General features: G+C 56.4%; 20 protein-coding genes. 9 read left to right on the top strand and 11 right to left on the bottom strand.

Annotation, left to right across the window (positions count from 1 at the left end):
* Nucleotides 1-7 precede the first annotated feature (7 nt).
* Together ATI02_RS31845 and ATI02_RS31840 are read right to left on the bottom strand one after the other, a co-directional pair.
* Nucleotides 8-1,189: an MFS transporter gene (locus tag ATI02_RS31845; RefSeq protein WP_095190785.1), complete on the bottom strand. Its 1,182-nt coding sequence runs from the start codon at nucleotides 1,187-1,189 to the stop codon at nucleotides 8-10.
* A 30-nt stretch (nucleotides 1,190-1,219) separates the two neighbouring features.
* Entirely contained in the window at nucleotides 1,220-1,606 is a 387-nt protein-coding gene (locus ATI02_RS31840) for a VOC family protein (protein ID WP_095190786.1), read from the bottom strand.
* Nucleotides 1,607-1,704: 98 nt separating this feature from the next.
* On the opposite strand from ATI02_RS31840, the gene ATI02_RS31835 reads away from it, so the two are divergent.
* Nucleotides 1,705-2,589: a LysR family transcriptional regulator gene (locus ATI02_RS31835; protein ID WP_095190787.1), complete on the top strand. Its 885-nt coding sequence runs from the start codon at nucleotides 1,705-1,707 to the stop codon at nucleotides 2,587-2,589.
* Between the two features lie 46 nt (nucleotides 2,590-2,635).
* Here ATI02_RS31835 and ATI02_RS31830 read toward each other — a convergent pair whose 3' ends face one another.
* From ATI02_RS31830 to ATI02_RS31820, 3 genes are all read right to left on the bottom strand, one after another.
* Nucleotides 2,636-3,733 (bottom strand): alkene reductase, encoded by a 1,098-nt coding sequence (locus ATI02_RS31830; protein ID WP_371857643.1) that lies wholly within the window; start codon nucleotides 3,731-3,733, stop codon nucleotides 2,636-2,638.
* A gap of 222 nt (nucleotides 3,734-3,955) precedes the next feature.
* Nucleotides 3,956-4,774, bottom strand: coding sequence for a DoxX family protein (locus tag ATI02_RS31825; RefSeq protein ID WP_170947303.1), 819 nt, complete (start codon nucleotides 4,772-4,774; stop codon nucleotides 3,956-3,958).
* 276 nt (nucleotides 4,775-5,050) lie between these two features.
* On the bottom strand, nucleotides 5,051-6,091 hold the full coding sequence (locus tag ATI02_RS31820) for a polysaccharide deacetylase family protein (protein WP_100848400.1): 1,041 nt from the start codon (nucleotides 6,089-6,091) through the stop codon (nucleotides 5,051-5,053).
* Nucleotides 6,092-6,316: 225 nt separating this feature from the next.
* On the opposite strand from ATI02_RS31820, the gene ATI02_RS31815 reads away from it, so the two are divergent.
* Nucleotides 6,317-7,237: a LysR family transcriptional regulator gene (locus tag ATI02_RS31815; RefSeq protein WP_095190791.1), complete on the top strand. Its 921-nt coding sequence runs from the start codon at nucleotides 6,317-6,319 to the stop codon at nucleotides 7,235-7,237.
* Nucleotides 7,238-7,428: 191 nt separating this feature from the next.
* On the opposite strand, the gene ATI02_RS31810 is transcribed toward ATI02_RS31815, so the two are convergent.
* From ATI02_RS31810 to ATI02_RS31795, 4 genes are read right to left on the bottom strand one after another with little or no spacing between them, the layout of a single operon-like run.
* Nucleotides 7,429-8,220, bottom strand: a complete 792-nt coding sequence (locus ATI02_RS31810) for an ABC transporter ATP-binding protein (protein WP_095190792.1) — start codon at nucleotides 8,218-8,220, stop codon at nucleotides 7,429-7,431.
* A gap of 1 nt (nucleotide 8,221) precedes the next feature.
* Complete coding sequence (locus ATI02_RS31805; protein ID WP_202864014.1) at nucleotides 8,222-9,034, bottom strand: ABC transporter permease; 813 nt, start codon at nucleotides 9,032-9,034, stop codon at nucleotides 8,222-8,224.
* On the bottom strand, nucleotides 9,034-10,020 hold the full coding sequence (locus ATI02_RS31800) for an ABC transporter substrate-binding protein (RefSeq protein ID WP_095190794.1): 987 nt from the start codon (nucleotides 10,018-10,020) through the stop codon (nucleotides 9,034-9,036). Before ATI02_RS31800 ends, ATI02_RS31805 begins: the two co-directional genes overlap by 1 nt.
* Before the next feature lie 59 nt (nucleotides 10,021-10,079).
* Entirely contained in the window at nucleotides 10,080-10,532 is a 453-nt protein-coding gene (locus ATI02_RS31795; protein WP_202864013.1) for a tautomerase family protein, read from the bottom strand.
* A gap of 99 nt (nucleotides 10,533-10,631) precedes the next feature.
* Between ATI02_RS31795 and ATI02_RS31790 the strand changes: the two genes are divergently transcribed.
* The 4 genes from ATI02_RS31790 to ATI02_RS31775 all read left to right on the top strand — a co-directional run bounded on the left by ATI02_RS31790 (nucleotide 10,632) and on the right by ATI02_RS31775 (nucleotide 14,189).
* Nucleotides 10,632-11,528: a LysR family transcriptional regulator gene (locus ATI02_RS31790; protein ID WP_202864012.1), complete on the top strand. Its 897-nt coding sequence runs from the start codon at nucleotides 10,632-10,634 to the stop codon at nucleotides 11,526-11,528.
* 256 nt (nucleotides 11,529-11,784) lie between these two features.
* Nucleotides 11,785-12,477, top strand: coding sequence for a 3-oxoacid CoA-transferase subunit A (locus tag ATI02_RS31785; RefSeq protein WP_100848398.1), 693 nt, complete (start codon nucleotides 11,785-11,787; stop codon nucleotides 12,475-12,477).
* A gap of 8 nt (nucleotides 12,478-12,485) precedes the next feature.
* Nucleotides 12,486-13,127, top strand: coding sequence for a 3-oxoacid CoA-transferase subunit B (locus ATI02_RS31780; RefSeq protein ID WP_100848397.1), 642 nt, complete (start codon nucleotides 12,486-12,488; stop codon nucleotides 13,125-13,127).
* 159 nt (nucleotides 13,128-13,286) lie between these two features.
* Complete coding sequence (locus ATI02_RS31775; RefSeq protein ID WP_100848396.1) at nucleotides 13,287-14,189, top strand: bestrophin family protein; 903 nt, start codon at nucleotides 13,287-13,289, stop codon at nucleotides 14,187-14,189.
* Between the two features lie 63 nt (nucleotides 14,190-14,252).
* Here ATI02_RS31775 and solA read toward each other — a convergent pair whose 3' ends face one another.
* Nucleotides 14,253-15,431, bottom strand: coding sequence for an N-methyl-L-tryptophan oxidase (gene solA / locus ATI02_RS31770; RefSeq protein WP_100848395.1), 1,179 nt, complete (start codon nucleotides 15,429-15,431; stop codon nucleotides 14,253-14,255).
* Between the two features lie 354 nt (nucleotides 15,432-15,785).
* Between solA and ATI02_RS31765 the strand changes: the two genes are divergently transcribed.
* Both ATI02_RS31765 and ATI02_RS31760 read left to right on the top strand, forming a co-directional pair.
* Nucleotides 15,786-18,191, top strand: coding sequence for a glucose/quinate/shikimate family membrane-bound PQQ-dependent dehydrogenase (locus ATI02_RS31765; RefSeq protein ID WP_100848394.1), 2,406 nt, complete (start codon nucleotides 15,786-15,788; stop codon nucleotides 18,189-18,191).
* A 104-nt stretch (nucleotides 18,192-18,295) separates the two neighbouring features.
* The gene (locus ATI02_RS31760) at nucleotides 18,296-19,582 is read left to right on the top strand and encodes a carbohydrate porin (RefSeq protein ID WP_100848393.1); all 1,287 of its coding nucleotides are present in this window, start codon (nucleotides 18,296-18,298) and stop codon (nucleotides 19,580-19,582) included.
* Between the two features lie 82 nt (nucleotides 19,583-19,664).
* Here the strand turns inward: ATI02_RS31760 and ATI02_RS31755 are convergent, their stop codons facing one another.
* The gene (locus ATI02_RS31755; protein WP_100845361.1) at nucleotides 19,665-20,996 is read right to left on the bottom strand and encodes an IS4 family transposase; all 1,332 of its coding nucleotides are present in this window, start codon (nucleotides 20,994-20,996) and stop codon (nucleotides 19,665-19,667) included.
* A 167-nt stretch (nucleotides 20,997-21,163) separates the two neighbouring features.
* Between ATI02_RS31755 and ATI02_RS31750 the strand changes: the two genes are divergently transcribed.
* Nucleotides 21,164-22,386 (top strand): IS3 family transposase gene (locus ATI02_RS31750; RefSeq protein WP_095190254.1). Its coding sequence is split into 2 segments (ribosomal slippage): nucleotides 21,164-21,515 and nucleotides 21,515-22,386, totalling 1,224 coding nucleotides; the frame shifts between segments, so codons are not numbered across the junction.
* Nucleotides 22,387-22,432: the final 46 nt, after the last annotated feature.

The raw sequence follows: 22,432 nt of genomic DNA, 5'->3' as shown, positions 1-22,432 counted from the left end.
TTGTTTATCATTTAAACAACGAAACCGCTGCAATTGGGCCCTTACGCTCCTGGGTCAGGATAAACAACACACCGACGATAGGAATAATCGCCGCCGCAAAAGGGATCGCTTGTGCACCGAAATGGCTGTCGATGACCATGCCACCAATGATGCCACCCAGGGCGTTGGCAACATTGAACGCGGAGATATTCGCCGTAGCCGCCAGCTCAGGCGCTTTACCACCGTAGTTCATCACGCGCATCTGCAGCGCCGGAACATTGGCAAACGAGGTCACGCCAAAGGCAAAAGCGGCCACCAGAAACGCGTAGGGATTGCTCGCCACCAGGTACGCGACAAACAACGAGACAATCATTGCCAAAGGCCAGCCAATCAGCGACAGACGCAGGTTGGCGTCGGCGGTCCTGCCGCCCAGGCTGTTACCGATGACCAAGCCAGCGCCAACAATGACCAGCACCCAGGTGATGTTACTGCGATCAATGCCGGCCACTTGCTCGGCAAAGGGCGCCACATAACCATAGAACGTCATGAAGCCGACCCAACTGAGCACGGTGATCATCAGGCTCGCCAATAAATGGCGGTCACGCAGTACCGCCAGTTGCCCGATGACGGACATTGCCTTTTCCTGCCCTTGTCGCTCGATGTAGCTGGCAATCGCCACCGCCGCCAAGGCTCCCAATGCAGCGACCACGAAAAACGAAGCGTGCCATCCCAGCACATTTCCAATCCACGCCCCCGCGGGCACGCCAAGCACATTGGCCAGGGTCAAGCCAGCGAACATTTGCCCAACGGCACGGCCAGCCATCTGTGGTGCAACCAAACGCGTGGCGACCACAGCGCCGATCCCATAAAACGGGCCTTGGGTCAAACCGGCCAGGACACGGCTGATCAGCAACACGGTGTAATCCTGGCTCAGTGCAGTGATCAGGTTGGCGACGATAAACAGCGCCATCAACCCCAAAAGTACATTGCGCTTTTCGAAACGTGACAGCCACAGGGTCAGCAAAGGGCCGCCCACGACAATGGCCAAGGCATAGGCGGTGATCAACGATCCTGTCTGTCCCTCGCTGATCGCCAGACTTTCGGCCACTTGCGGAAGAATACCGGCGATCACAAACTCCGCCGTACCAATGGCGAATGCCGCCAGCGTGAGGATCCATACTTGAAAAGGCATTTTGGTTGAATCATTCATCAGTGTTTCTCCAGGCGTACGGTTGGGTGACTACCAGCTGTTTTCAGAAGAGCCGCCTGGGAAAACGGTCTCTAACAACTGCCCGCCCGGGGTGCGCAAAAAAATCCGCCGCTCATTCAGCGTCGGGATATCAATGGTTCTGTACTCGATGCCAAGGCGTTCGAGTTTTGCCTTGAAGGCGTCGTAGTCACCCATCCGAAACCCCACATGGTCGATAAATTCGGCGGCACGCAGCAGGCCTTGGCCGTGGGCTTCAATGATGTGCACTAGCGGTTGGCCCTCGCTGTACAGCCAGTGACCGCGCATGCCACGGATTTCTTGGGGGCGAGTGCCCTCCTCCAGATCAAAGACCTGAATCATAAAGTCGCAGGTAGCGCGAAGGTCGCGGGTACGTAGGGTGACGTGATCGATATGCACGATGTCGCTCCTCAAGAGTGAATGGAGAAACGATATCGTTGAAGCACAAGGCGTAGAATCCAGCCAAAAGCACAATCATATTCAGGGAAATCCGGATAATGCTCTTCGAGAACCTCGCGCTGTTTTTAGTGATTGTGGAGAAAGGCGGATTGTCGGCGGCAGGCCGCGAGGTAGGGCTGTCGCCCACGTCTGTATCAGAACGGCTTGGGGCTTTGGAAAGGCACTACGGCGCAACCCTGCTGACCCGTACCACGCGCTCGATCAGCCTGACGGACGAAGGACGGATGCTGATGGAGGGCGCCCGGCGCCTGCTCGCAGAGGCTGAAGACATCGAGAGCAATATCAAACTGGGCACCGAGCGGATCTCGGGCCTGATACGCCTGAGCGCCCCCGTCGACCTGGGGCGCAACCGCATCGTGCCAATCCTCGATGATTTTCTGCAGGAACATCCCGACGTCAGCCTCGACCTGAACCTGACCGATGGCTACCTGGATCTGGCGGGGCAAGGCATCGATTTTGCCATTCGATATGGCGCCCTGCCCGACAGCACCCTGCGCGTCAGAAAACTCAGCGAGGGCCGTAGGGTCGTGTGTGCATCCCCCGCCTATCTCATGGCCCACGGCACTCCCCAACACCCATCGGACTTGGTGCAGCAGCAGTGCATCCTGATGCGCTTTGGCAGCAGCATCCACCGTGAATGGCAGTTCTACGCCGATGGCCGTACGTTCAAGGTGCTGGTGTCGGGCAGGCGTATTGCCAATGATGGCGATCAGGTGCGCCAATGGTGCCAGGCGGGTCACGGCATCTGTATCAAGTCCTACATCGATGTGCGTGATGACTTGGACGCACGCCGACTGGTCGAGGTGCTGGAGACCTACTCCCTGCCGGGCGTGGACTTGCAGATTGTCTACCCTTCCGGCCACGCAGTACCGCGCCGGGTCAAACTGCTGATGGACGAAATCTCCTTGAAGCTGGCGACCTGAGCGCGCTCCAAGGAGATTTTTTGGATCAGACGTGCAGCTTTCAGCCCTACTGAGCCCAGGCAGCAAAGTCCGAGTAACCACGTTCGGTACCGCCAAACAACTCAGCCCCCTCCAGGCCGGCTAACGGGTAACCCTTCTCCAACCGCAACGGCAGATCCGGGTTGGCGACAAACTTGCGTCCGAAGGCGATAAAGTCTGCGTAGCCTTTTTCCAGTACCCACTCAGCAAGTTCCAGGTCGTACTTGCCGGCCACCACAATCGCATTGCGAAAGCGCTCGCGCACGGCTTGGCGGAAGTCCTCGGGAAACTTGGGGGCATCATCCCAGTCCGCTTCGACCAGGTGCAGGTACGCAATGCCCTTGTCCTGCAAATAGCTGGTTGCCTCCAGCAAAGTCGGCAGAATGTCCGGGCAGGCCATGCCGCGCGCTGTAAGAAACGGCGCAATCCGTATCGCCGTGCGATCGCTCCCGACTTCATCAACTACCGCATCCATGACTTCCTTGAGAAAGCGCAGGCGGTTCTCGCGAGATCCGCCGTATTCATCCGTACGCGTGTTCGACGTGGTACGCAGGAACTGGTCGATCAGGTAGCCATTGGCCCCATGCACTTCGACACCGTCGAAACCTGCCGTCATGGCATTACGCGCGGCCTTACGATAATCGTCGACGATAGCGTGGATTTCGTCGCGCTCCAGTGCCCGTGGTATCGGGCACTGGGCCATACTGCCGACACCCGATTCGGCATCCACTTTCCAGATGCTGCCATCAAACGCAATCGCGGAAGGCGCGACCGGTAATTCGCCATTGTGGAAGTCAGGGTGCGACATGCGCCCTACATGCCACAACTGCAGGAAAATACGTCCGCCAGCGGCATGCACCGCATCGGTCACCAAGCGCCAGCCTGCGACCTGTTCTTCACTGTAAATCCCTGGGGTGAAGGAATAGCCCTTGCCCTGGGGCGAAATCTGCGTGGCTTCAGTAACAATGAACGCAGCCGACGCACGCTGCGCGTAATACAACGCGTTCATGGCGTTCGGCACATCGCCAGGCTGGGTGCTGCGCGATCGAGTCATGGGTGCCATGACAACACGGTTGGGCGTGTTAAGTTGACCAACAACGCCTAGTGTGAAAAGTGTGGACATCAGTGTCTCCTGGTAAATCGTCGGGGGGGCAATGACTACAGAATATCCACGAGGGGATTTCTTGATAATCGACTCAGTTCGGGAAACATATTCCAGTTAATCCGGATAATGCGCACGGCTATTGGCCTGCTCGGTAGGCAGACGCAATTGGCGCAGGCAATCGCAACCCCTTAACAAAGCCAGCAGAGATCAAAGTGGGTGTTGTAGAGCCCTAACCGTCATATATCAGCGGCGCGGAGTTCGCAGGTAATTATCAACAGAAACAGGACCGGCTCCCGTAAATGCAAAAACCCCTACAACAAAGGCCCAAAGAGCAGGAAACTCCCAGCCCCCCGTAGGCAACACCCATATGTAACCCACGCCGTAGTGTCCGCCCATTCCAACGGACACCAGCAGGTACACGGCGCCGCCGAAGGCCGCCAAACGCGTTAGAAAGCCAAACGCCAGCCCAAACGCTACAGCCAACTCTATTAGCCCGGCCAGCACCACAAAATAGGCTGGATACGGCAGGCCTATACTCCCGAAGTAATTACGAAACACTTCAAACGCCTGGGGGCCGGCGAACAAATGCCCGGCGAAATGAGCAATGAACATCAAACCGACATAAACCCTGATTGCGGTCATGCCCCATTGCTCTGAACTTGTACCAGCCACACTGCGATCGTGCTGAATAATGCTCCAGAGCTTTAGCATCAACAAGACAAATAACCCTACACACGTCCAGGTTACCCAAGGTAATCCAGGACCCGTTTCTGCCAGAAGTAGCGGATCGAGCGCTGATCCGGTTTCACTCAAGGCGCTGAGGCGCATAGTGGAAAATAAACGACCGACTACAAGCAATGAAAACATCGTAGCAAGCCATGCAAAAAACGAGTATGGACGTTGCCATAGCGAAAAAAAAGACAACACCAGCAACACGATCAACCCCACTAGCGACATTAGCGTCCAGCTCGAAATGGAGTAGATAAAAAACGAACTAACCGACAATACAACCAGCATGGTGGTGATCAACAATGACAGCCAATTAACAACTTTTATATTCATGGACATACAGCGCCTCATACGCAATTTATCGGGGTGATGATAAAATCACAGCCTACCGAAAGCCATTTAAAACCATCTCTTTCAAGGTCCTTGAAAATTACCCGGCGCTCATCAGTTCTGGCTTCTGCAGGAGCGAGCCTGCTCGTAAAACTTATGTTCACCGAAACCATCCAGAACATTCGCGTTATGGTCGAATATCGCGGGTTCTCATGATCCTTGATCGGGATGAAACTTAAATCTCTTCAAAACCTATAGGGTGGGCAAACCTGATCTAACCTATATCGTTTCTGACTCTCTATACGAGAGTGGACTTTCCAGGGTGTAGCGAGCGATTTCATCCTTACGCATAAACTTCACGCCCGCATGACTATTAGCATATTTCAGAAACTCTCCCCATACACGAACCATTTGAGGGGAGCCACTGATGCGATCATGGGCGCTGACAGACATCATTCGACGGCGAGTACTGCTCTCTTCATACAACTGATCAAAGTCTAATTTTATCTGTTCCAAAAACTGACTTGGTGAATAATTACGACCCTCAACCAACAGAATGTCGTTATTGCGCAATGTATACGGAACTACCACAAAGTCTTTATTATTCACCTTCTCAATAAAAGGCTCGTCACGACTAAGATCGTCAATATGATAGAGATAACCCAACTCTTGCAGCAGTGATAGCGTATTTGGGCCACGCCGTAACCAATTGCAGTTGTACCCCGCAGGACTCTGGCCCGTTACTTCTGCGACCATGTCCCGTGCTTGTTGTAAAAACTTTCGCTCTTCATCTCGCCCCATCGCATATTGAGAGCTCCAGCGCGGCCCGTGACCAGACGCCTCATGGCCGCGCCTCACTATTTCCCTGGCCAACTCCGGGTGACGCTGAGCGGCTTCGCCGATCATGTGACAAGTGACTTTCACTCCGTAGCGATCCCACAGATCAAGCATTCGCGGTATACCTTCCCGGTAGCCGTAGGCAAACCAGGTATTCGCGGCAGCATCCGAAGGCACACTGTCTGGAAAATCTACACGAGGGAACGGGCTGTCCGTGCCTTTCGCAGGCTGACCACCGGCCTCGAACTGCATCGACACTGAAACTACCAGGCGCGTATCACCGGGCCAAAACTTCCCCTGCTTGCCAGCGACCTTGCCTTTGTTGCCGTCCTCGAGAGCGGGAACCGACGCTGCTGATGCCTGATTGACTAAAGTCGTGGCTGCGAGGGCGGCGACACCTACCCCCGCGTGCTGGAGAAAAGTGCGTCGCTGTGGATTATCGGGCGTCTGGATAGACGGTTGGTCTCGATCATCGGCTTTCATAAGTCTCTCTCAGATTTGGCTTTCACTTTGAGTCGTTGATCACAACGGCCATACGTCAAGCGGCATGCAGGGCAAAGAGCAATCGGATCAGGTTGTTGAGCGCCTGACATCCCGTGGATGAGTGTTGATCATCCACGAACAAAATAATTTGAAGAACAGCCTATTTCGAGAAGGTATATTCAAATAATATTTGAAAATATGCCCAGCAGAGAGCCCCGCGTACCGATGAAAGCCCTACAGGATCTTGAGATTTTTGTACGTACCGTTGACACCGGAAGCCTATCTGCGACCGCTCGCAAGCTCGACCTGACGCCGGCCGCGGCAAGCGCTGCGCTTAAACGTCTGGAAGCGGAACTGGGCGTGCAACTATTTGTGCGGTCGACTCGCAGCCTGCGTCTGACAGAACACGGCGAACGTTTCCTGGAAGATTGCCGTCCGGCCTTACAGACACTGCAGAAAGCCGCGCAGCAAATCACCGTGGGCGATCCGGTTCTGCAGGGCGTTCTCAAGCTCGCGGCATCGTCCGACTTCGGCCGTAACCTGCTGCTGCCCTGGCTCAACGACTTCCAGAATGTGCACCCACAGGTTGAAATCCGCCTGCAACTGTCAGATCGCATGGCCAATGTGTACAGCGAGCCTGTCGATGCGGCCTTCCGCTATGGTCAACCCCCAGACTCCAGCCTTGTGGCTCTCCCGCTGGCACCGACGCACCGTCGAGTGCTTTGCGCCTCACCCGCTTATCTGTCCAGGCATGGCACGCCCTCAAGCCCCCACGAACTGACCGACCACGCCTGCCTGTGCTTTATGCTAGGCGACAACGTGCGTGACAGATGGCGCTTCTCTTTGGGGGATGAGCCGCAGATTACCGTGCGCGTCAGGAGCATCAATGTGTCCAACGACGGCGACGCCGTGCGGCTTTGGGCGCTGCTGGGTAAAGGTATCGCCTACAAGGCGCGTTTAGACGTGGCCAAGGATCTTGCGCAAGGGCATCTCCAGGCCTTGTGTCCCCATTGGACGACCGAGCCGGCGCCACTCTTCATGGTGTTGCCGAGCCGACGCCAGATCACCCCGTTGATACGCACTTTGCGCGATTACATTATTTCTCGCGTTGCGCAATTGGATAGCCAGACACTAGAGGACTGGTAGTTCAGCGTTATCGAAATGTTGGACCAGAATTTTTCCTTCGATCGCCAGATAGACAGCAACAAGACACGAGAGGCCAATACTCTAAAAGATAATCGTCACACCTTGTCATAGCGCGGTGTGACGATTGGGTGTTTAAAAACTGATTGAATGGGGTTCAGATGTTGCTTCTGAACAATATTCTCGGTCTTTTATCAGTCGCCCGTGGCAAGTTTCATTTCATCATTGGAATGGCGCTGCTGCTCCTCCATGACCAACAGGCCAAGTTCGCGTTTCAGTTTGTTGAACTCTGGCGAAGCCGGATCACGCGGCCGGGGTATCTCGACAATGTGATCGCGCTTGACCGTACCTGGGCGATAAGTCATTACAACAATACGGTCAGCGAGATAGATCGACTCCTCTATCGAGTGGGTGACGAAGAGAATCGTCTTGCCTAGCTTCTCCCAGATGCGCAGCAATTCATCCTGCAAATTGCGCCGGGTCAGCGCATCGAGAGCACCGAAGGGTTCATCCATCAGCATGATTGGCGAATCAAGCGCCAACACACGGGCAATGGCTACACGCTGGCGCATGCCACCGGACAAATCTTTCGGAAAACGGTCGCGGAAATCAGTGAGGTGCAACAACGCCAGCAACTGATTGACCGTCGAATCGATCTCCGACTTCGACTTCTTCTGTACTTCAAGGCCAAACGCAATATTCTGAGAAATGTTCATCCACGGGAACAGTGCGTATTCCTGAAACACCATGCCACGATCCGGGCCAGGCCCGATGATGTTCTTGCCCTCAACGGTAATCTCCCCACCCGAAGGCAGCGCAAAGCCAGCCACGGCGTTGAGTAGCGTTGACTTGCCACAGCCCGAAGGGCCGAGCAAACAAACGAACTCCCCCTGCTTGATCTCCAGATTGATATTCTTCAACGCAATGACATCCTTGCCCGGCGTCTTAAAGACCTTCTGTACGTTGTTGATGATGATTTGGGCCATGCTATTGCTCCAGGCCGCGATGCCAGCGCAGCAAATGGTTATTTAGTCGACTGACAGCGGTATCGATAAGGAGTCCGAGCATGCCGATGGTGATCATGCCTGCGATGATTTTGTCCGACCACATGAATTCCCGAGCCTCAAGAATCCTGAAGCCCAGGCCGTCGTTGACCGCAATCATTTCGGAAACGATCACGACGATAAACGCGCTGCCGATACCGATGCGCACACCCGCCAGGATGTAGGGCGTCGCGGCTGGCAGGATGATGCGGCTAAACATCGTCCACTGATTAACCCCGAGATTACGTGCAGCGCGCAGGTAGATTCCATCGACCTGACGGACACCGGCAATGGTATTCATCAATACAGGGAAGAAAGCACCAATGGCAATCAGGAAGAAGGACGGTGGATTGCCCAGCCCGAACCAGAGGATAGCCAGCGGAATATAAGCAATCGGTGGAATCGGCCGCAGTATCTGCATCAACGGGTTGAGCAGCTGGTAGATACGGTTGCTGGCCCCCATTAGAAGGCCGACGGGCAACGCCAGCGCGGCACCGATGATGAAACCGACGATCACGCGGTAGAGGCTGGAGTAAGCGTCATGCAGTAGTTCGCCGGAGAATAGCCAGGCGAGATAGCTCTGGTGGGGTTCCTGCGATTGCAGCGGCAGCAGATAGGCCCACCACTTGATTGCGACTGCAGTGGGAGAAGGCAGAAGAATCGCCGAGAACAACCCGAAACGCGAACCAGCTTCCCAGAGAATCAATATCACGACCGGGACCAGCAGCCCCTCGGCTAAGCTCTTGAGTTTGTGCATCATTGCGTCACCTTCAGATCGGCCTTAGCCTTTTGCAGCAAGTCAAGCTTGACCCACTCGGCCGCCTTCGGTGGCTTGCTCATCTTGCCCGCACCATACTTGGCCATGTAACTGGTGGTGATGTCGATATGCTCAAGGGTAACGTCGTACGTGTATTGCGCATTTTCCATGGCGTCCTTGAAGTCCTGTGGAGTGAGTTGTCCCTTGAACATCTGCTCGCGCACGTATTTGTCGGCCAAAGCCATATCTTTGTTGAATAGTACGGTCGACTCTACAAAACAGGTAACAACACGCTGCGCGACGTCGGGGGTTTCCTTGTACATTTTTTCGGTCATGACGAGCAGACGAGAAGGGCTACCCATGGCTGTGTTATAGGGCTTGGTGATTTCGATTCCGATGTTCTTGCTGAGTGCTTGTGTTGCCTGCGGCTCGGCTTGATTCATCGCGTCTATTTGCTTGGTGACCAAGGCATTGTTGAGATCGGCAAAAGCGAGGAAAACTACCTGCACATCCTTGCCCGGTTTGTCAGACCAGGTCAGGCCCGCAAGCTCAAGCTCTCCATAGAGCATTAGCTCCAGCGCAGTACCGCGAGTGACGGCGACACGCTTGCCTTTAAGGTCTTTCATACTTTTGATGCCACTGTCGGCTCCGGCGATGATGCGCGCGCCCCCGGTCGAGAAACCAGCCAGAGCAAAGATTGGCACACCGTTAGAGCGCCCCGAAATGGCTGCCTCCGAGCCAAAAGCGGCGATGTCGAGGTCACCCGAGATGATTGCCGGAAGCATGTCAGTACCTTTAGAAAAAACCCGCTCTTCAACCTTCAAACCGTATTTGCTGCAATGGTCCTTCATGTACGAGACGGCCCCGAAATGTGCCAGTTTGAGATTGCCGAGACGGACGACATCCTGGGCTTGAGTGGGTGAAGCCGCCAATAAAAGAGGGCTGCCTGCGAGCAAAAGTGCAATGCGGAAAATAGAGTTTTTCATTTTGTCTGCTTCTTGTTGTTAGGAAAATGTGACTCACAAATCGTTGTGGTATTGCTCGGTTACGCTGAACTCGGAGGGTTCCACTGCTGCTTGATGTAATCGTGTTTGGGAACCGGCTGCAGAAAGACGCAGCATTGAACCCACTGATCCGGGTGGGTGGCATCAATGGCTTGTCCAAGGTACTCCAGAACCATCTGGATCATCGCTCGCTGCATTTCAGCAGGCCTTGGATTAGTCAGAACCAACGTCGCGATGACTTGTTGGGCGCTCGGATCATCAGCTGAAACAGCCGCGGTACAGGGGTGGATGCGGGATTTAAGATCTGACAGTCTGGCCCAGCCCTCATTGGCCAGCCCGGTGTGCAACTTGTTCAAGACATTTGCCCAGTCGATGACATCGATAATCCCAGCGCTTGCTTCAATTTTGATATGTGGCATGGCAAACCCGTTTGGCCAGGAGAGAGAAAAAAGGTTGCGGTGTAAAGGCTGGCTACCACCGCATTTGACGGTCACCAGTATCTCCAATAGGATTTGCCAAGGTAAATTCACTTTTTTCTTTAAAAGCCATCGGAAAAACCTATTAAAAATCGCGACCCTCTAGAAGCCATTTCGTTGCGCCAATTGCGCTATTTCAGCGCAGCGATGGAATGCAGCAGCTTTAACGAAGCCGCGAAATCATGTTCGATTTCGCAACCTGCCTTGTCTGAACAAATTGCAGCTCTGGAGATGACGCTCGGACTTAGGCTATTTGATCGCAGTGGGGGGCGCGCCAGACCGACACAACCGGCCAATCAACTTCATCTGCAGATTTCAGCTTGCCTTGGCGATCTCCAAGCGGCATTGCGCAGCATCAGCGATCGCTCGCAAGAGGTTGGCGGGTTGGTGCGCGTAGGGCTCGTACAATCCTATGGCGAATGTTGGGTTTTACCGGTTGTCCGCCGGGCTCAGGAGCAATGGCCGGCTTTGTCGGTATCTCTACGCCGGCGTAGCGCGCAGGCATTGACCGATGGTGTCCTGCGCGGAGATTTTGAACTGGCGGTGACATTTGATCCTGAACCTTCTGCGGACCTGGAGATTACGAAGTGCTTCCAGGAGCAGTTTGTGGCGATCAGCAACGCGCCGCACAACGGAGAAAGCATTGATTTGGTAACGCTTGCCCAAGGTAAATTGGCTTTGCTGCCCAGCGAGTACATGATGCGACGGCAATTAGACGCAGCCTTTGCCAAGGCCCGTCTTAAGCCGTGCATTTATCTTGAGTCAGATATTTTGTCTGATTTGGCAGAGGCTACGCGCTACAACAATGTGACGGCTGTCATGAACACCATGGCGGCGCTCAGCTTGAACATGCTTGACGGGGCTCGACCGATTTCTGCACCCGATTTGCATCGCTCTGCATACCTGATTCGTTCCCGAAAGCGTTATCACACCAGCGCCTCCTTGCATTTGTGGGAAGCATTGCGCGAAGGAGTTCCACCATTGCCGGCGGCATTTGTTCTTCGCGACGTGTGAGGCGGTTAATGACCACTCTAACCTCATTAACGGACGTTCGGAGTCTTTCTGGGCGCCAGGCGCCCCCTCTCCAGGTTGATCAACACCACCTTCGTCGCCAGATGGTAGCGTTCGCTAATCGCACGACATCGCCTCTCGGGCCACCCTCTTCACCCCATTGTTTGGCAGGCTATGCATAACGCTGCAGGCACCGAAATTCCTGCGGTTTGCATGCTGATTGATCTGTTCACACAAAGATGAATAACAGGAGAACGCCTTGATCAACAAAACGTTTGAATCCGTCGCTGCCGCACTCGATGGCATTGCCGATGGCTCAACCATCATGGTGGGTGGTTTCGGTACGGCGGGCATGCCGTCCGAGTTGGTGGATGGCGTCATTGCTTGCGGCGCTCGCGAGCTGACCATCATCAGCAACAATGCCGGCAATGGTGAAATCGGTCTGGCGGCGTTGCTCAAGGCCGGGCGTGTGGCCAAGGTCATCTGCTCGTTTCCGCGCCAATCCGATTCCTATGTGTTCGACGAGCTCTATCTGGCCGGCAAAGTGCAGCTTGAGGTCGTCCCACAGGGCAACCTCGCTGAACGTATCCGTGCGGCGGGTTCTGGCATCGGTGCATTTTATTCGCCCACTGGCTTTGGCACGTTACTGGCCGAAGGCAAGGAAACCCGCGTGATCGACGGGCGCAACTATGTGCTGGAAATGCCGTTGCGCGCCGATTTGGCGCTGATCAAGGCCGAAAAAGGCGACCGTTGGGGCAATCTCACCTACCGCAAAGCAGCGCGTAATTTCGGCCCGATCATGGCCATGGCGGCAACGACAGCCATCGCCCAGGTCAACCAGATCGTCGAGCTGGGCGAGCTGGATCCCGAGCACATTGTCACCCCTGGGATCTTCGTCCAGCGCGTGGTCGCCGTGCCGCTCGCCCGTGTCCCGAAAGCCAACGTCAACTGAGGCCCGCCATGACTGTTATGAACAAACTCTCGCGTAGCGAAATGGCCCAGCGTGTGGCCGACGACATTCTCGAAGGCGCTTACGTGAACCTCGGCATTGGCGTGCCGACGCTGGTGGCCAACTACCTGGGTGACAAGGAAGTGTTCCTCCACAGTGAGAACGGTGTGTTGGGCATGGGCCCGAGTCCTGCGCCGGGTGAGGAAGACGATGACCTGATCAACGCGGGCAAGCAGCACGTCACGCTGCTGGCCGGTGGTGCCTACTTTCATCACGCCGATTCGTTTTCGATGATGCGCGGCGGGCACATCGACATTGCCGTGCTCGGCGCTTTTCAGGTGTCGGTCAACGGCGACCTGGCCAACTGGCACACCGGCGCTGAAGGCTCTATTCCAGCCGTCGGTGGCGCGATGGACCTGGCGACCGGCGCGCGTCAGGTGTTCGTCATGATGGATCACCTGACCAAGACCGGCGAAAGCAAACTGGTGCCGCAATGCACCTACCCGCTGACCGGCATTGGTTGCGTTACCCGGATTTACACCGACCTGGCCATTCTGGACGTCAGGCCCGACGGCTTGAAGGTCAAGGAGATTTACGCCGATATCAGTTTTGAGGATTTGCAAACCCTCAGTGGCGTGCCGTTGATTCGGTGATTGATCGGGGATGCCCGGCCACGCAAAAAACTGCCGGACAGCCCTGGGCTTGTCCGGCAGTTTTATTTATGCCCGGGAATTTCCTTCACCGAACCTTTACCCCGAAAACAGCGTCCGAGCTAAGGCATTAATGCTGACCGCTCGCCACGAGGTTTCCGTTTGAAAGCTGCCATCGTCAAAAAATACCGTCTGATCATCAAGACCTTGGGCTACGTGGGTTGGGCCTTGTTCTGGCTGTTGCTCTGGGACATTGCCGTCACCGTGGACTTCATGCTGTTTCTCAACGCCAAACTGAACCTGCCGCTGATGCCGCTGACCTTGCTCGGTTCGGCGTTGATTGTGTTGATCAGTTTCCGCAACAGCAGCGCATACAACCGTTGGTGGGAAGCGCGCACGCTGTGGGGCGCGATGATCAACAACTCGCGCAGCTTTGCCCGGCAGGTGCTGACGCTGCTGGATGATTCCGGCCGCGAGGTGAACCCGGTCAAGTCGACCCTGTTGCGTCGCCACGTCGCCTATGTCAATTGCCTCGCGGCACATCTGCAAGGCCATCCTTGCCCTGAAGAAGTTCGGGCGTTCATTCCCGCCGATGAATTCGCCCGCAGTGGCACCACCAACAACTTTGCCAACGACATCCTCACCGGCTCCGCCGCCCTGCTCGCCCGGGAATACAAGGCCGGGCGCCTGGACAGCATTCGCCTGGCGCGGCTGGAGTCCACGCTGGTGGATCTGTCCAACAGCCAGGGCGGCATGGAGCGCATCGCCAATACGCCGCTGCCCTACCCTTATGTCTATTTCCCACGGCTGTTCATTTCGCTGTTCTGCCTGATTGTACCGGTCGGGCTGGTGGAATCTCTGGGTTGGTTCACCCCGCTGGCTTCAACCGTCGTGGGCTTTATGCTGCTGGCCATCGAGCGCATCGGCACCGACCTGCAAAGCCCGTTTCGCCACAGCGAACATCAGATCCAGATGGAAGCCCTGTGTGAAACCATCGAGAAAAATCTGCAATCGATGCAGCGTGATTCCTTGGGTGACGTGCGCCGGATCGAAGAGAACGCTTAACTGTCGCGCTGCGACACAGCCGCACTCCGGCGACCAGCAGTGCAACATAGAGAGCGACGCGTTTCACGATGGTGTTCCTTCGAAGCGTGTCAGGGAAAAAGACGAGAGGTCCAGGTCGGTCGAGCCGCGCATGCACCACTGCGCAAACGCCTCGCCCAGTGCGGCGGAGTGTTTGAAACCGTGGCCGGAGCAGGCCGAGACCACCAAGGTATGTTGCAGTGACGGATGCTCGTCGATGATGAAATGCCGATCCGGTGTGACCGTGTAAGCGCACACCGCAGACTTGACCACCCTGGACGTTACGCCGGCGATGCGGCCTTGCACCTGGTGCGCATACATGTCCTGTTCTTCGGCCGCCGAGACCGTACGGATAATGTCTTGCGGCAACGTCGCAGTTTTGTACTGCGCGGTGGCGATCTTCATGCAGCCTTCACCGGATAATGCGGGGAAGCCGTAGTTGATGTTGTCGTCACCACGACCGTGAGTGAGGATGAACGTCGGCGAGTGGCCAACCAGGTCAGTCCCCTCCTCCAGCTCGAACCAGAACAGCTTTTGCCGGTAGACACTCAGCAGACTTTCAAATGGTTTGCCGAGCAATTCGCCGCTCCAGTTGCCCGCACTGATCACCAGTTTTTTGGCCAGCAGCGTGCGCCGGTCCGTCGTGACCGTTACACCCTCTTCGCTCGAGCTGATTCCGGTGACGGTCTCAGCCTTGTGCAGGGTCGCACCCTGTTGTTCGGCCAGCCTGAGCTGTACGTCGATGCAGCGCTCGGGTCGCACAAAGCCTCCACCGGGTTCGAAATAGCCGATGGCCGAGTCGTGCACGTGGGCGAATTGTGGAAAGCGCTGGCGGATCTGTTCGGCCGACAAGACTTCGTGCTCGATGCCGTAGGTCTGTGCCAGGCCGATGGTGCGCAAGGTGAAGTCGGTTTTGTCATTGGGGTCGAAATCGGGACTGGAGGTCAGCACCAACAGGCCCGATTGTTCGAACAGCGACTCCCCTGTTTGCGCCTCAAGCTCACGCCAGATGCGGTGGGAATTGCGCACGATCGGCACATATTGCGCGCCTTCTCCGACTGAAAGGCGGGTGATGCGCGTATCGCCGTGGCTGGAGCCGAGGTTGTGCGGCGGGTGATGGCGGTCAATCCCGACGACATCCACACCGGCCTTCGCCAGTTGATACACGGTGGCGGCGCCCATGGCGCCCAAGCCCAGAACCACTACGTCACGCCGCTCAGACATCGTTAGCCGCCTATCAAAAAGGCGCCAGTTGAGCGGTAAACCGAACAGGAATCAAAGATTAAAAGAGCATATGCATATGCCTGATCGTTTGCCCACACGGCGCTGTAATTTGCCGTACGTCGGTTAAACACCGGTTTTTGAAAGAATTTTTTAGCTGTCAAAACTGACGATCCTTCTGCCATAAACAACGCTTTCCTCTACCTTTGGATAATTGCGTCGCCGCCTTGGAGACCGCCCGGCTCCTCTTGTAGGCATGTGCTTGAGCAGCGAACTACGCTTCCCTCAGAAATAGTGATTTAACTAGGTAGTTACCTAACTATATAATGCGTGCCTCATTTCAACGGGACATTCAACGTGAAGCAGAGTCAACGCCTCTCGGGCATATCAAAATTCATTCTGGTCGGGCTGGGCGTGGTTATCGCTCTGCTCGGTCTGGCACTCGCTGCTGGTGGCGTGAAATTGGTCAGCCTGGGAGGCTCGTGGTACTTCCTGTTGGGTGGCCTGGTGATGGCTGTCGCCGGTTTGCTGATTGCTCGTTTCAAACTGGCCGGGGCCTGGTTGTTCGCGGCGTTCCTGGTAGGAACGGCGATCTGGGCGGTGATCGATGCCGGCCTGGTGTTCTGGCCGGTGTTCTCACGCCTGTTCATGTTCAGTGTGATCGGGCTGGTCGTGGCGCTGGTTTACCCATTGCTCAAGCGTGCCAACGGTAGCGTTCCAGGTCGCGGCGCTTATGCGCTGGCCGCTGTACTCGCGGTCGGCCTGGCCGTGGCTGCCGGCAACATGTTTGTCGCGCACCCCACCGTCGCTGCTACTGGCACGGGCCCGGGCCTGACGCCGGTCGAGCCGGAAAAAGCCCAGAAAGACTGGGCGCACTACGGCAACACCGAAGGTGGCAGCCGCTTCGCCGCGCTGGATCAGATCAACCGTAACAACGTCGACAAACTGAAGGTCGCGTGGACCTACCACACCGGTGACGTCGCCGTGAGTGATGGCAACGGTGCCGAAGACCAGCTCACCCCGCTGCAGGTCGGCAACAAGGTTTTCATCTGCACCCCGCACAACAACCTGATTGCGCTGGATGCCGATACCGGCAAGGAACTCTGGAAAAACGCGATCAACGCGCAGTCGAAAGTCTGGCAGCGCTGCCGTGGCATGGCCTACTTCGACGCCACTGCCGCAGTCGCCAAGCCGAGCAGCTCCCCCGTTGCAGACGCCCAGCCAGCGCCAGTTGCCAACTGCCAGCGCCGCTTGCTGACCAACACGATTGATGCGCGCCTGATCGCCGTCGATGCCGACACCGGCGAGTTCTGCCAAGGCTTTGGCAACAACGGTCAGGTGGATCTGAAGGCCGGTCTGGGCGATGTTCCGGACAGCTACTATCAGTTGTCCTCCGCGCCGTTGATGGCAGGCACCACCGTCGTGGTGGGTGGCCGGGTTGCCGACAACGTGCAAGCCGACATGCCAGGTGGCGTGATTCGTGGTTTTGACGTGATGACCGGCGTCATGCGTTGGGCGTTCGACCCGGGTAATCCGCAGGATAAGAAGGCACCGGCAGACGGCAGCACTTATGTGCGCAGCACGCCGAACAGCTGGGCGCCAATGTCTTACGACGCGGCGACCAACACCGTATTCCTGCCGATGGGCAGTTCCTCCACCGACATCTATGGTGTCGAGCGCAGCAAACTCGATCACACCTACGGCGCTTCGATCCTCGCGCTGGACGCCAACAGCGGCGAAGAAAAGTGGGTGTTCCAGACCGTTCACAACGATCTCTGGGACTTCGACCTGCCGATGCAGCCGAGCCTGATCGACTTCACCAAGGACGGCAAATCCGTGCCGGCGCTGGTCATCGGCACCAAGGCCGGGCAGATCTACGTGCTGGATCGCGCCACTGGCAAACCGCTGACCGAAGTTAAAGAGGTACCGGTCAAAGCGGCGAACATCCCTAACGAGCCTTACTCGCCAACCCAGCCAAAATCGGTGGGCATGCCGCAGATCGGTGCCCAGCACCTGAGCGAATCGGACATGTGGGGCGCTACCCCATATGACCAATTGCTTTGCCGCATCGACTTCAAGGGCATGCGCTACGACGGCTTGTACACCGCGCCAGGCACCGACAAATCCCTGAGCTTCCCTGGCTCGCTGGGCGGCATGAACTGGGGCAGCATCTCGACTGACCCGGTGCATGGCTTCATCTTCGTTAACGACATGCGTCTGGGTCTGTGGATTCAGATGATCCCGTCGCAGAACAAGGGTCAGGCCGCTGGCGGTGGCGAAGCACTGAACACGGGCATGGGCGCTGTGCCGCTCAAAGGTACGCCTTACGCGGTGAACAAGAACCGCTTCCTGTCGGTCGCCGGCATTCCTTGCCAGGCGCCGCCATTCGGCACACTGACCGCCATCGACATGAAGACCCAGAAAGTCGCCTGGCAGGTTCCGGTCGGCACTGTTGAAGACACAGGCCCGCTGGGTATCCGCATGCACCTGCCGATCAAGATCGGTCTGCCAACCCTCGGCGGCACCCTGTCGACCCAAGGTGGCTTGATATTTATCGCCGGCACTCAAGACTTCTACCTGCGCGCCTTCAACAGCGGCAATGGTGAGGAAGTCTGGAAATCCCGTCTGCCAGTCGGCAGCCAGGGCGGCCCGATGACGTATGTTTCGCCAAAAACCGGCAAGCAATACATCGTCATCACCGCCGGTGGCGCTCGTCAGTCCACCGATCGTGGCGACTACGTGATGGCTTACGCCTTGCCGTAAACCACTGTGCCCATGGTGAACATGGGCACACCCTTCAGAGCGCGGCACCTTAGGGTGCCGCGCTGCTTTTCGCTATCGCTAAAATTTTCAGCAGGACGATGCACATGTTTTTGCCTGTTCGCTTTTCTCATGCCGGCTTGCTGTTGGGGCTGACCTGCAGCGCCGCCCTGCCCGCTTTCGCCGCTACCGATTCCAACCTGTTGACCCGCAACACCCTGACCGGTGACTGGGGCGGCCTGCGCCACCAGATGGCCGAAGACGGCATCAAATTCACCGGCGACTACAGCGGTGAAATGGCCTACAACGCTGACGGTGGCCTGCACCGTTCGGCGCGTTATTCGCAGAACATCAAGCTCGGTGTGCAGTTCGACCTGAGCAAGCTGTATGGCGTCGACAACGCCGGCAAGGTGCAACTGAGCATCAACGATCGTCGCGGCAACAGCGCTTCCGAGGATCTGGTCGGCAACCGTTTGCCGATCCAGGAAAAATACGGGGGCCTCTACACTCGCCTGACCGAACTCAGCTACGAGCGCACGCTGTTCACCCCGGCACTGAACGTCAAACTCGGTTACATGGCCATGGGTAATGACCTCGGCGGCCTCGACAGCGGCATCCTCTGCAACTTCATGAACGCCGGTTTCTGCGGGCATCCGCTGAATATGTCCGGTGGCAGCGGCTGGACCAACTATCCCAACGCGCATCTTGGTGTGCGGGTGAAGTACGACCTGTCGCCTGAGTGGCAACTGCGTGTGGCCGCGTTCAATGTCGATCCCGAGAGCAACGGCAACGCCAGCCGTGCCTGGCACCTGGGCCCGAAACACACCACCGGCACCGTGGTGCCGGTCGAACTGGTGTACAAGCACGCAGGCGAGCTTCCCGGCGAATACAAGGTCGGCTACTACTACGACAGCTCTGACGTGAAACGCATTGGCAGCGACAAGGAAGTGTACGGTCGCGGCGGCCATTACCTGCTGATCGATCAGGCGGTGTGGAGCTCGCAATCGTCCGAAGGCCGCAGCCTGCACGCCTTCGGTCAATACTCGGCGGCGAGCGAAGCGGCTTCGCCGTTCAGCAAGTGGTATGGCACCGGCGTGGTGTTGTACAAACCGTTCGAAGGCCGCCCGCGTGACACGCTCGCGCTGGGTTATGGCCGAGCGGTGCCCAACCCGCGCAGTCGTGATGTACTGCAAGACACCGCGTTGAACAACGGCACGGCGTTGCCGAATCTGGACAGCGCCGAGCAGTTGATCGAACTCGGCTACGGGTATCAGGCCACGCCTTGGCTGACACTGCGGCCGAACATGCAATACATCATCGAGCCGGGCGCGTTCTCCGGGCAAGACATCGACAATGCGCTGGTGTTTGGGCTGCAGGTAAAAGCGTCGCTCTGAGCCTTCACCCAATCAGTTCCCTCTTCCTACGGTAGAGGGTTACAGCGGGCAACAAAAAACCGGCGTGAATGCCTAATGCCAGTCAGTTAAGCTGACTGGCATTTTTGTTTTTGATCGGATACTTCGGCGATTTGAGCCTGATTGCCCGAGGATAAATGCGCTCCTCGCGTCGATGTGGCAGGACATAATGCGGGGCTGAGGCATGCAACTCTGCGAGATATTTGGGGATGTTCCCCGAACGATCCGCAGAAACGCCGTTGATAAACCCCAAGATCGCCCAAGTGCACGCGGTGAAGCTCAGTTCGCATGGATGGATGCCTGGACAATGGCGGCTCATCTCCACCATCTGATAACGCAACAGGTTGTAGCCCAACAACACGCCCCACAGTTCCTGCTCAATCATTTCGGGCGTCTTGCTGCGCAGCGTATAGCTGCTGTTCAGCAGGGTCTGCTTCATTTCTCTAAACCCTAACTCGATCTCCCATCGCTGGCTGTAGAGATCGACGATTTCGTCGGACGGGAAGCGTAATGAGTCGGCCATCGACGTCAGTATCTGACAAACCTTGCCCTTGACGGTTTTGCTCAGAAGCCGCGCAGTCAGGCGCTCCGGCAATCCAGGCCATTGCTTGCGGGCCTGCGGCGAAGTACTCAACGAGACCACAGCATCGTGGCGCCCCAAACGCTGAAGCACTTCGTACTGCGAGCCTTTTTTCAGCGGCATCAACCAATGTCGCTCGATGCCTGCTTGCTGCCATTGATGCAGCAACCCCAAGGAATAAAAGCCGCGATCGAACAGCGTCAGCGAGTGATCGGGGGTGGTTTCGATCAGTTGCTCCGCCAGTTTCATCTCGTTGCTGCGATAGCCGTCAAACGCGCTGCCAATCAGTAAGTGACTGGTCAATTCCATTTGGCAAACCATGCGCACCTGAGGAAAACCAGTATCGCCATGCTGGTTGCTGGCGGAGTCGTAACGCGCACGGTTTTCCGGTGTATCGGGCGTACGCCAGACGACGCCGTCGACACCCAGCAAGCGCAACCCGGCCCAGGTCGGATGACTGGCCGCTTCATGCCAGCTTTTCTGAGTCAGATCGAAGACTTGTCGTACGGCCTCGCTGCCCAGCCGCTGACGGGCTTGGACTACGGCGCTGGGCGCGACCAGCGGACGTTGCCCAGGCAGCATGATGTTCATGCGACTGACCACATCCCACGCCGACATGCGTCGAAAAAACGCCATGGAGATGACGCACCAAAGCATCATTTCCAAAGGTAAGCGTCGCCTGCGCAAAGTGGCTACACCGGCCTGCTCCAATGCCTGTTCGACCAGAGATGGATCAAGCAACGAGTCCAACCCTTCGAGGGAGTTGGGAGTCGAGACGAAGTTGTGGGTGAGTTCCAGTGCCCGAGCCAGACGCATAAAAAAATCCGATGCCTATTCAGGCATCGGATTTTGATTTCTTGCGGCCAAAGGTCAAGCAAAAGGGCTTAACTGATCGGCATTAACCGTCAGGGTTGCCCTTTTTTATGCCGCTGTCCCGTCCTGAATAAGGTTTACACCTTCTGACCCATTCTCAGGAGGGAGTAATGAATACGGGAGAAAGGCGCAGTCAGCGTGATTACACGCTGACCTTTAAATTGTCGGTCGTCGATCAAGTCGAAAAAGGTGAGCTGAGTTATAAAGAGGCTCAAGAGCGTTATGGCATTCAGGGTAAAACGACCGTACTGAACTGGTTACGCAGGCATGGTCGGCAGGACTGGAGTCAAGGCGCGTCCATTCGCTCCAAGAGACCCCGTTCCATGGATAAGCCCGATAAACCGCTGACACCCGAACAGCGAATCAAAGAGCTTGAAGAAAAGCTTGCCCAAGCCAACCAGAAAGCTCAGTTTTTCGAAGCCGTCGTTGATGTTTTGAAGAACGACTTCGGTGTTTCTGTCGTAAAAAAGCGATCCGGCAAGTCCTCTCCCAAGAGCAGATCCAAGGCCTGAGCATTAGTCGGGCTTGCCAATTCATGGGGATTTCCCGTCAGGCTTATTACAAGCGCAACCGGGCGTGTGATGCCCGGGCCCGTCATGCTCAGGAAGTGATGGGATTCGTGAGGGAAAAGCGACTCAGGCAACCGCGCCTTGGCACCCGAAAACTTCACAATCTAATGCGCACTGAGCCAGAAATGTCCGTAAAGGTTGGTCGAGACCGTTTATTCAATATCTTGCGAGATCGGCGCGAACTGGTTCCTCGCAGGCGGGCCTATCACAAAACAACAGACAGTCATCATCGCTTTCGCCGGCATCCAAACCTGCTCAAAGATGGGCCGATTCAGGTAGTCGCCAAGGCACCAGAGCAAGTATGGGTTGCGGACATCACCTACTTACCAACGCAAACGGGTGTGGCTTATCTGAGTTTGATCACCGATGCGTACTCTCGAAAAATCGTGGGTCACCATGTCCATGAAAGCTTGCACACCGAATCGGTGATCCAGGCGTTCAACAAAGCCCTGAAGCAGCGGACAACGGAACAACACTTGGTGCACCACTCGGACAGAGGCGTTCAATACTGCTCCGAGCTTTATCAGCGGCTGCATGCCAAGTACGGCATCACCTGCTCAATGACCGATGGCTACGACTGCTACCAAAATGCATTGGCTGAGCGTGTGAATGGAATTTTGAAAAACGAGTTAATGCTGCATCGGCCCAAAGATTTTGCAGATGCCATCCGGATGGTGGACGAGTCGGTGCAGATCTATAACAACGAGCGGCCTCATCTGTCGCTGAAATACAAAACGCCCGATGCGGTGCATCGGGCGTTTTGAGGTTGAAACAGGTGTAAACCTATTTCAGGACTAGACACGCGTATTC

It is taken from the genome of Pseudomonas baetica, from assembly GCF_002813455.1.
Taxonomy (GTDB): Bacteria; Pseudomonadota; Gammaproteobacteria; order Pseudomonadales; family Pseudomonadaceae; genus Aquipseudomonas; species Aquipseudomonas baetica.
This window is presented reverse-complemented; position numbering and strand designations above follow the sequence as displayed.

Coding starts and splice junctions, on each gene's coding strand:
- ATI02_RS31835 (WP_095190787.1), top strand. CDS start 1,705: ATGCTCTTCGAGAACCTCGCGCTGTTTTTAGTGATTGTGGAGAAAGGC.
- ATI02_RS31805 (WP_202864014.1), bottom strand. CDS start 9,034: ATGCACAAACTCAAGAGCTTAGCCGAGGGGCTGCTGGTCCCGGTCGTG.
- ATI02_RS31800 (WP_095190794.1), bottom strand. CDS start 10,020: ATGAAAAACTCTATTTTCCGCATTGCACTTTTGCTCGCAGGCAGCCCT.
- ATI02_RS31755 (WP_100845361.1), bottom strand. CDS start 20,996: ATGCGTCTGGCTCGGGCACTGGAACTCACCCACAACTTCGTCTCGACT.
- ATI02_RS31760 (WP_100848393.1), top strand. CDS start 18,296: ATGTTTTTGCCTGTTCGCTTTTCTCATGCCGGCTTGCTGTTGGGGCTG.
- solA (WP_100848395.1), bottom strand. CDS start 15,431: ATGTCTGAGCGGCGTGACGTAGTGGTTCTGGGCTTGGGCGCCATGGGC.
- ATI02_RS31825 (WP_170947303.1), bottom strand. CDS start 4,774: ATGAATATAAAAGTTGTTAATTGGCTGTCATTGTTGATCACCACCATG.
- ATI02_RS31845 (WP_095190785.1), bottom strand. CDS start 1,189: ATGAATGATTCAACCAAAATGCCTTTTCAAGTATGGATCCTCACGCTG.
- ATI02_RS31780 (WP_100848397.1), top strand. CDS start 12,486: ATGACTGTTATGAACAAACTCTCGCGTAGCGAAATGGCCCAGCGTGTG.
- ATI02_RS31815 (WP_095190791.1), top strand. CDS start 6,317: ATGAAAGCCCTACAGGATCTTGAGATTTTTGTACGTACCGTTGACACC.
- ATI02_RS31810 (WP_095190792.1), bottom strand. CDS start 8,220: ATGGCCCAAATCATCATCAACAACGTACAGAAGGTCTTTAAGACGCCG.
- ATI02_RS31820 (WP_100848400.1), bottom strand. CDS start 6,091: ATGAAAGCCGATGATCGAGACCAACCGTCTATCCAGACGCCCGATAAT.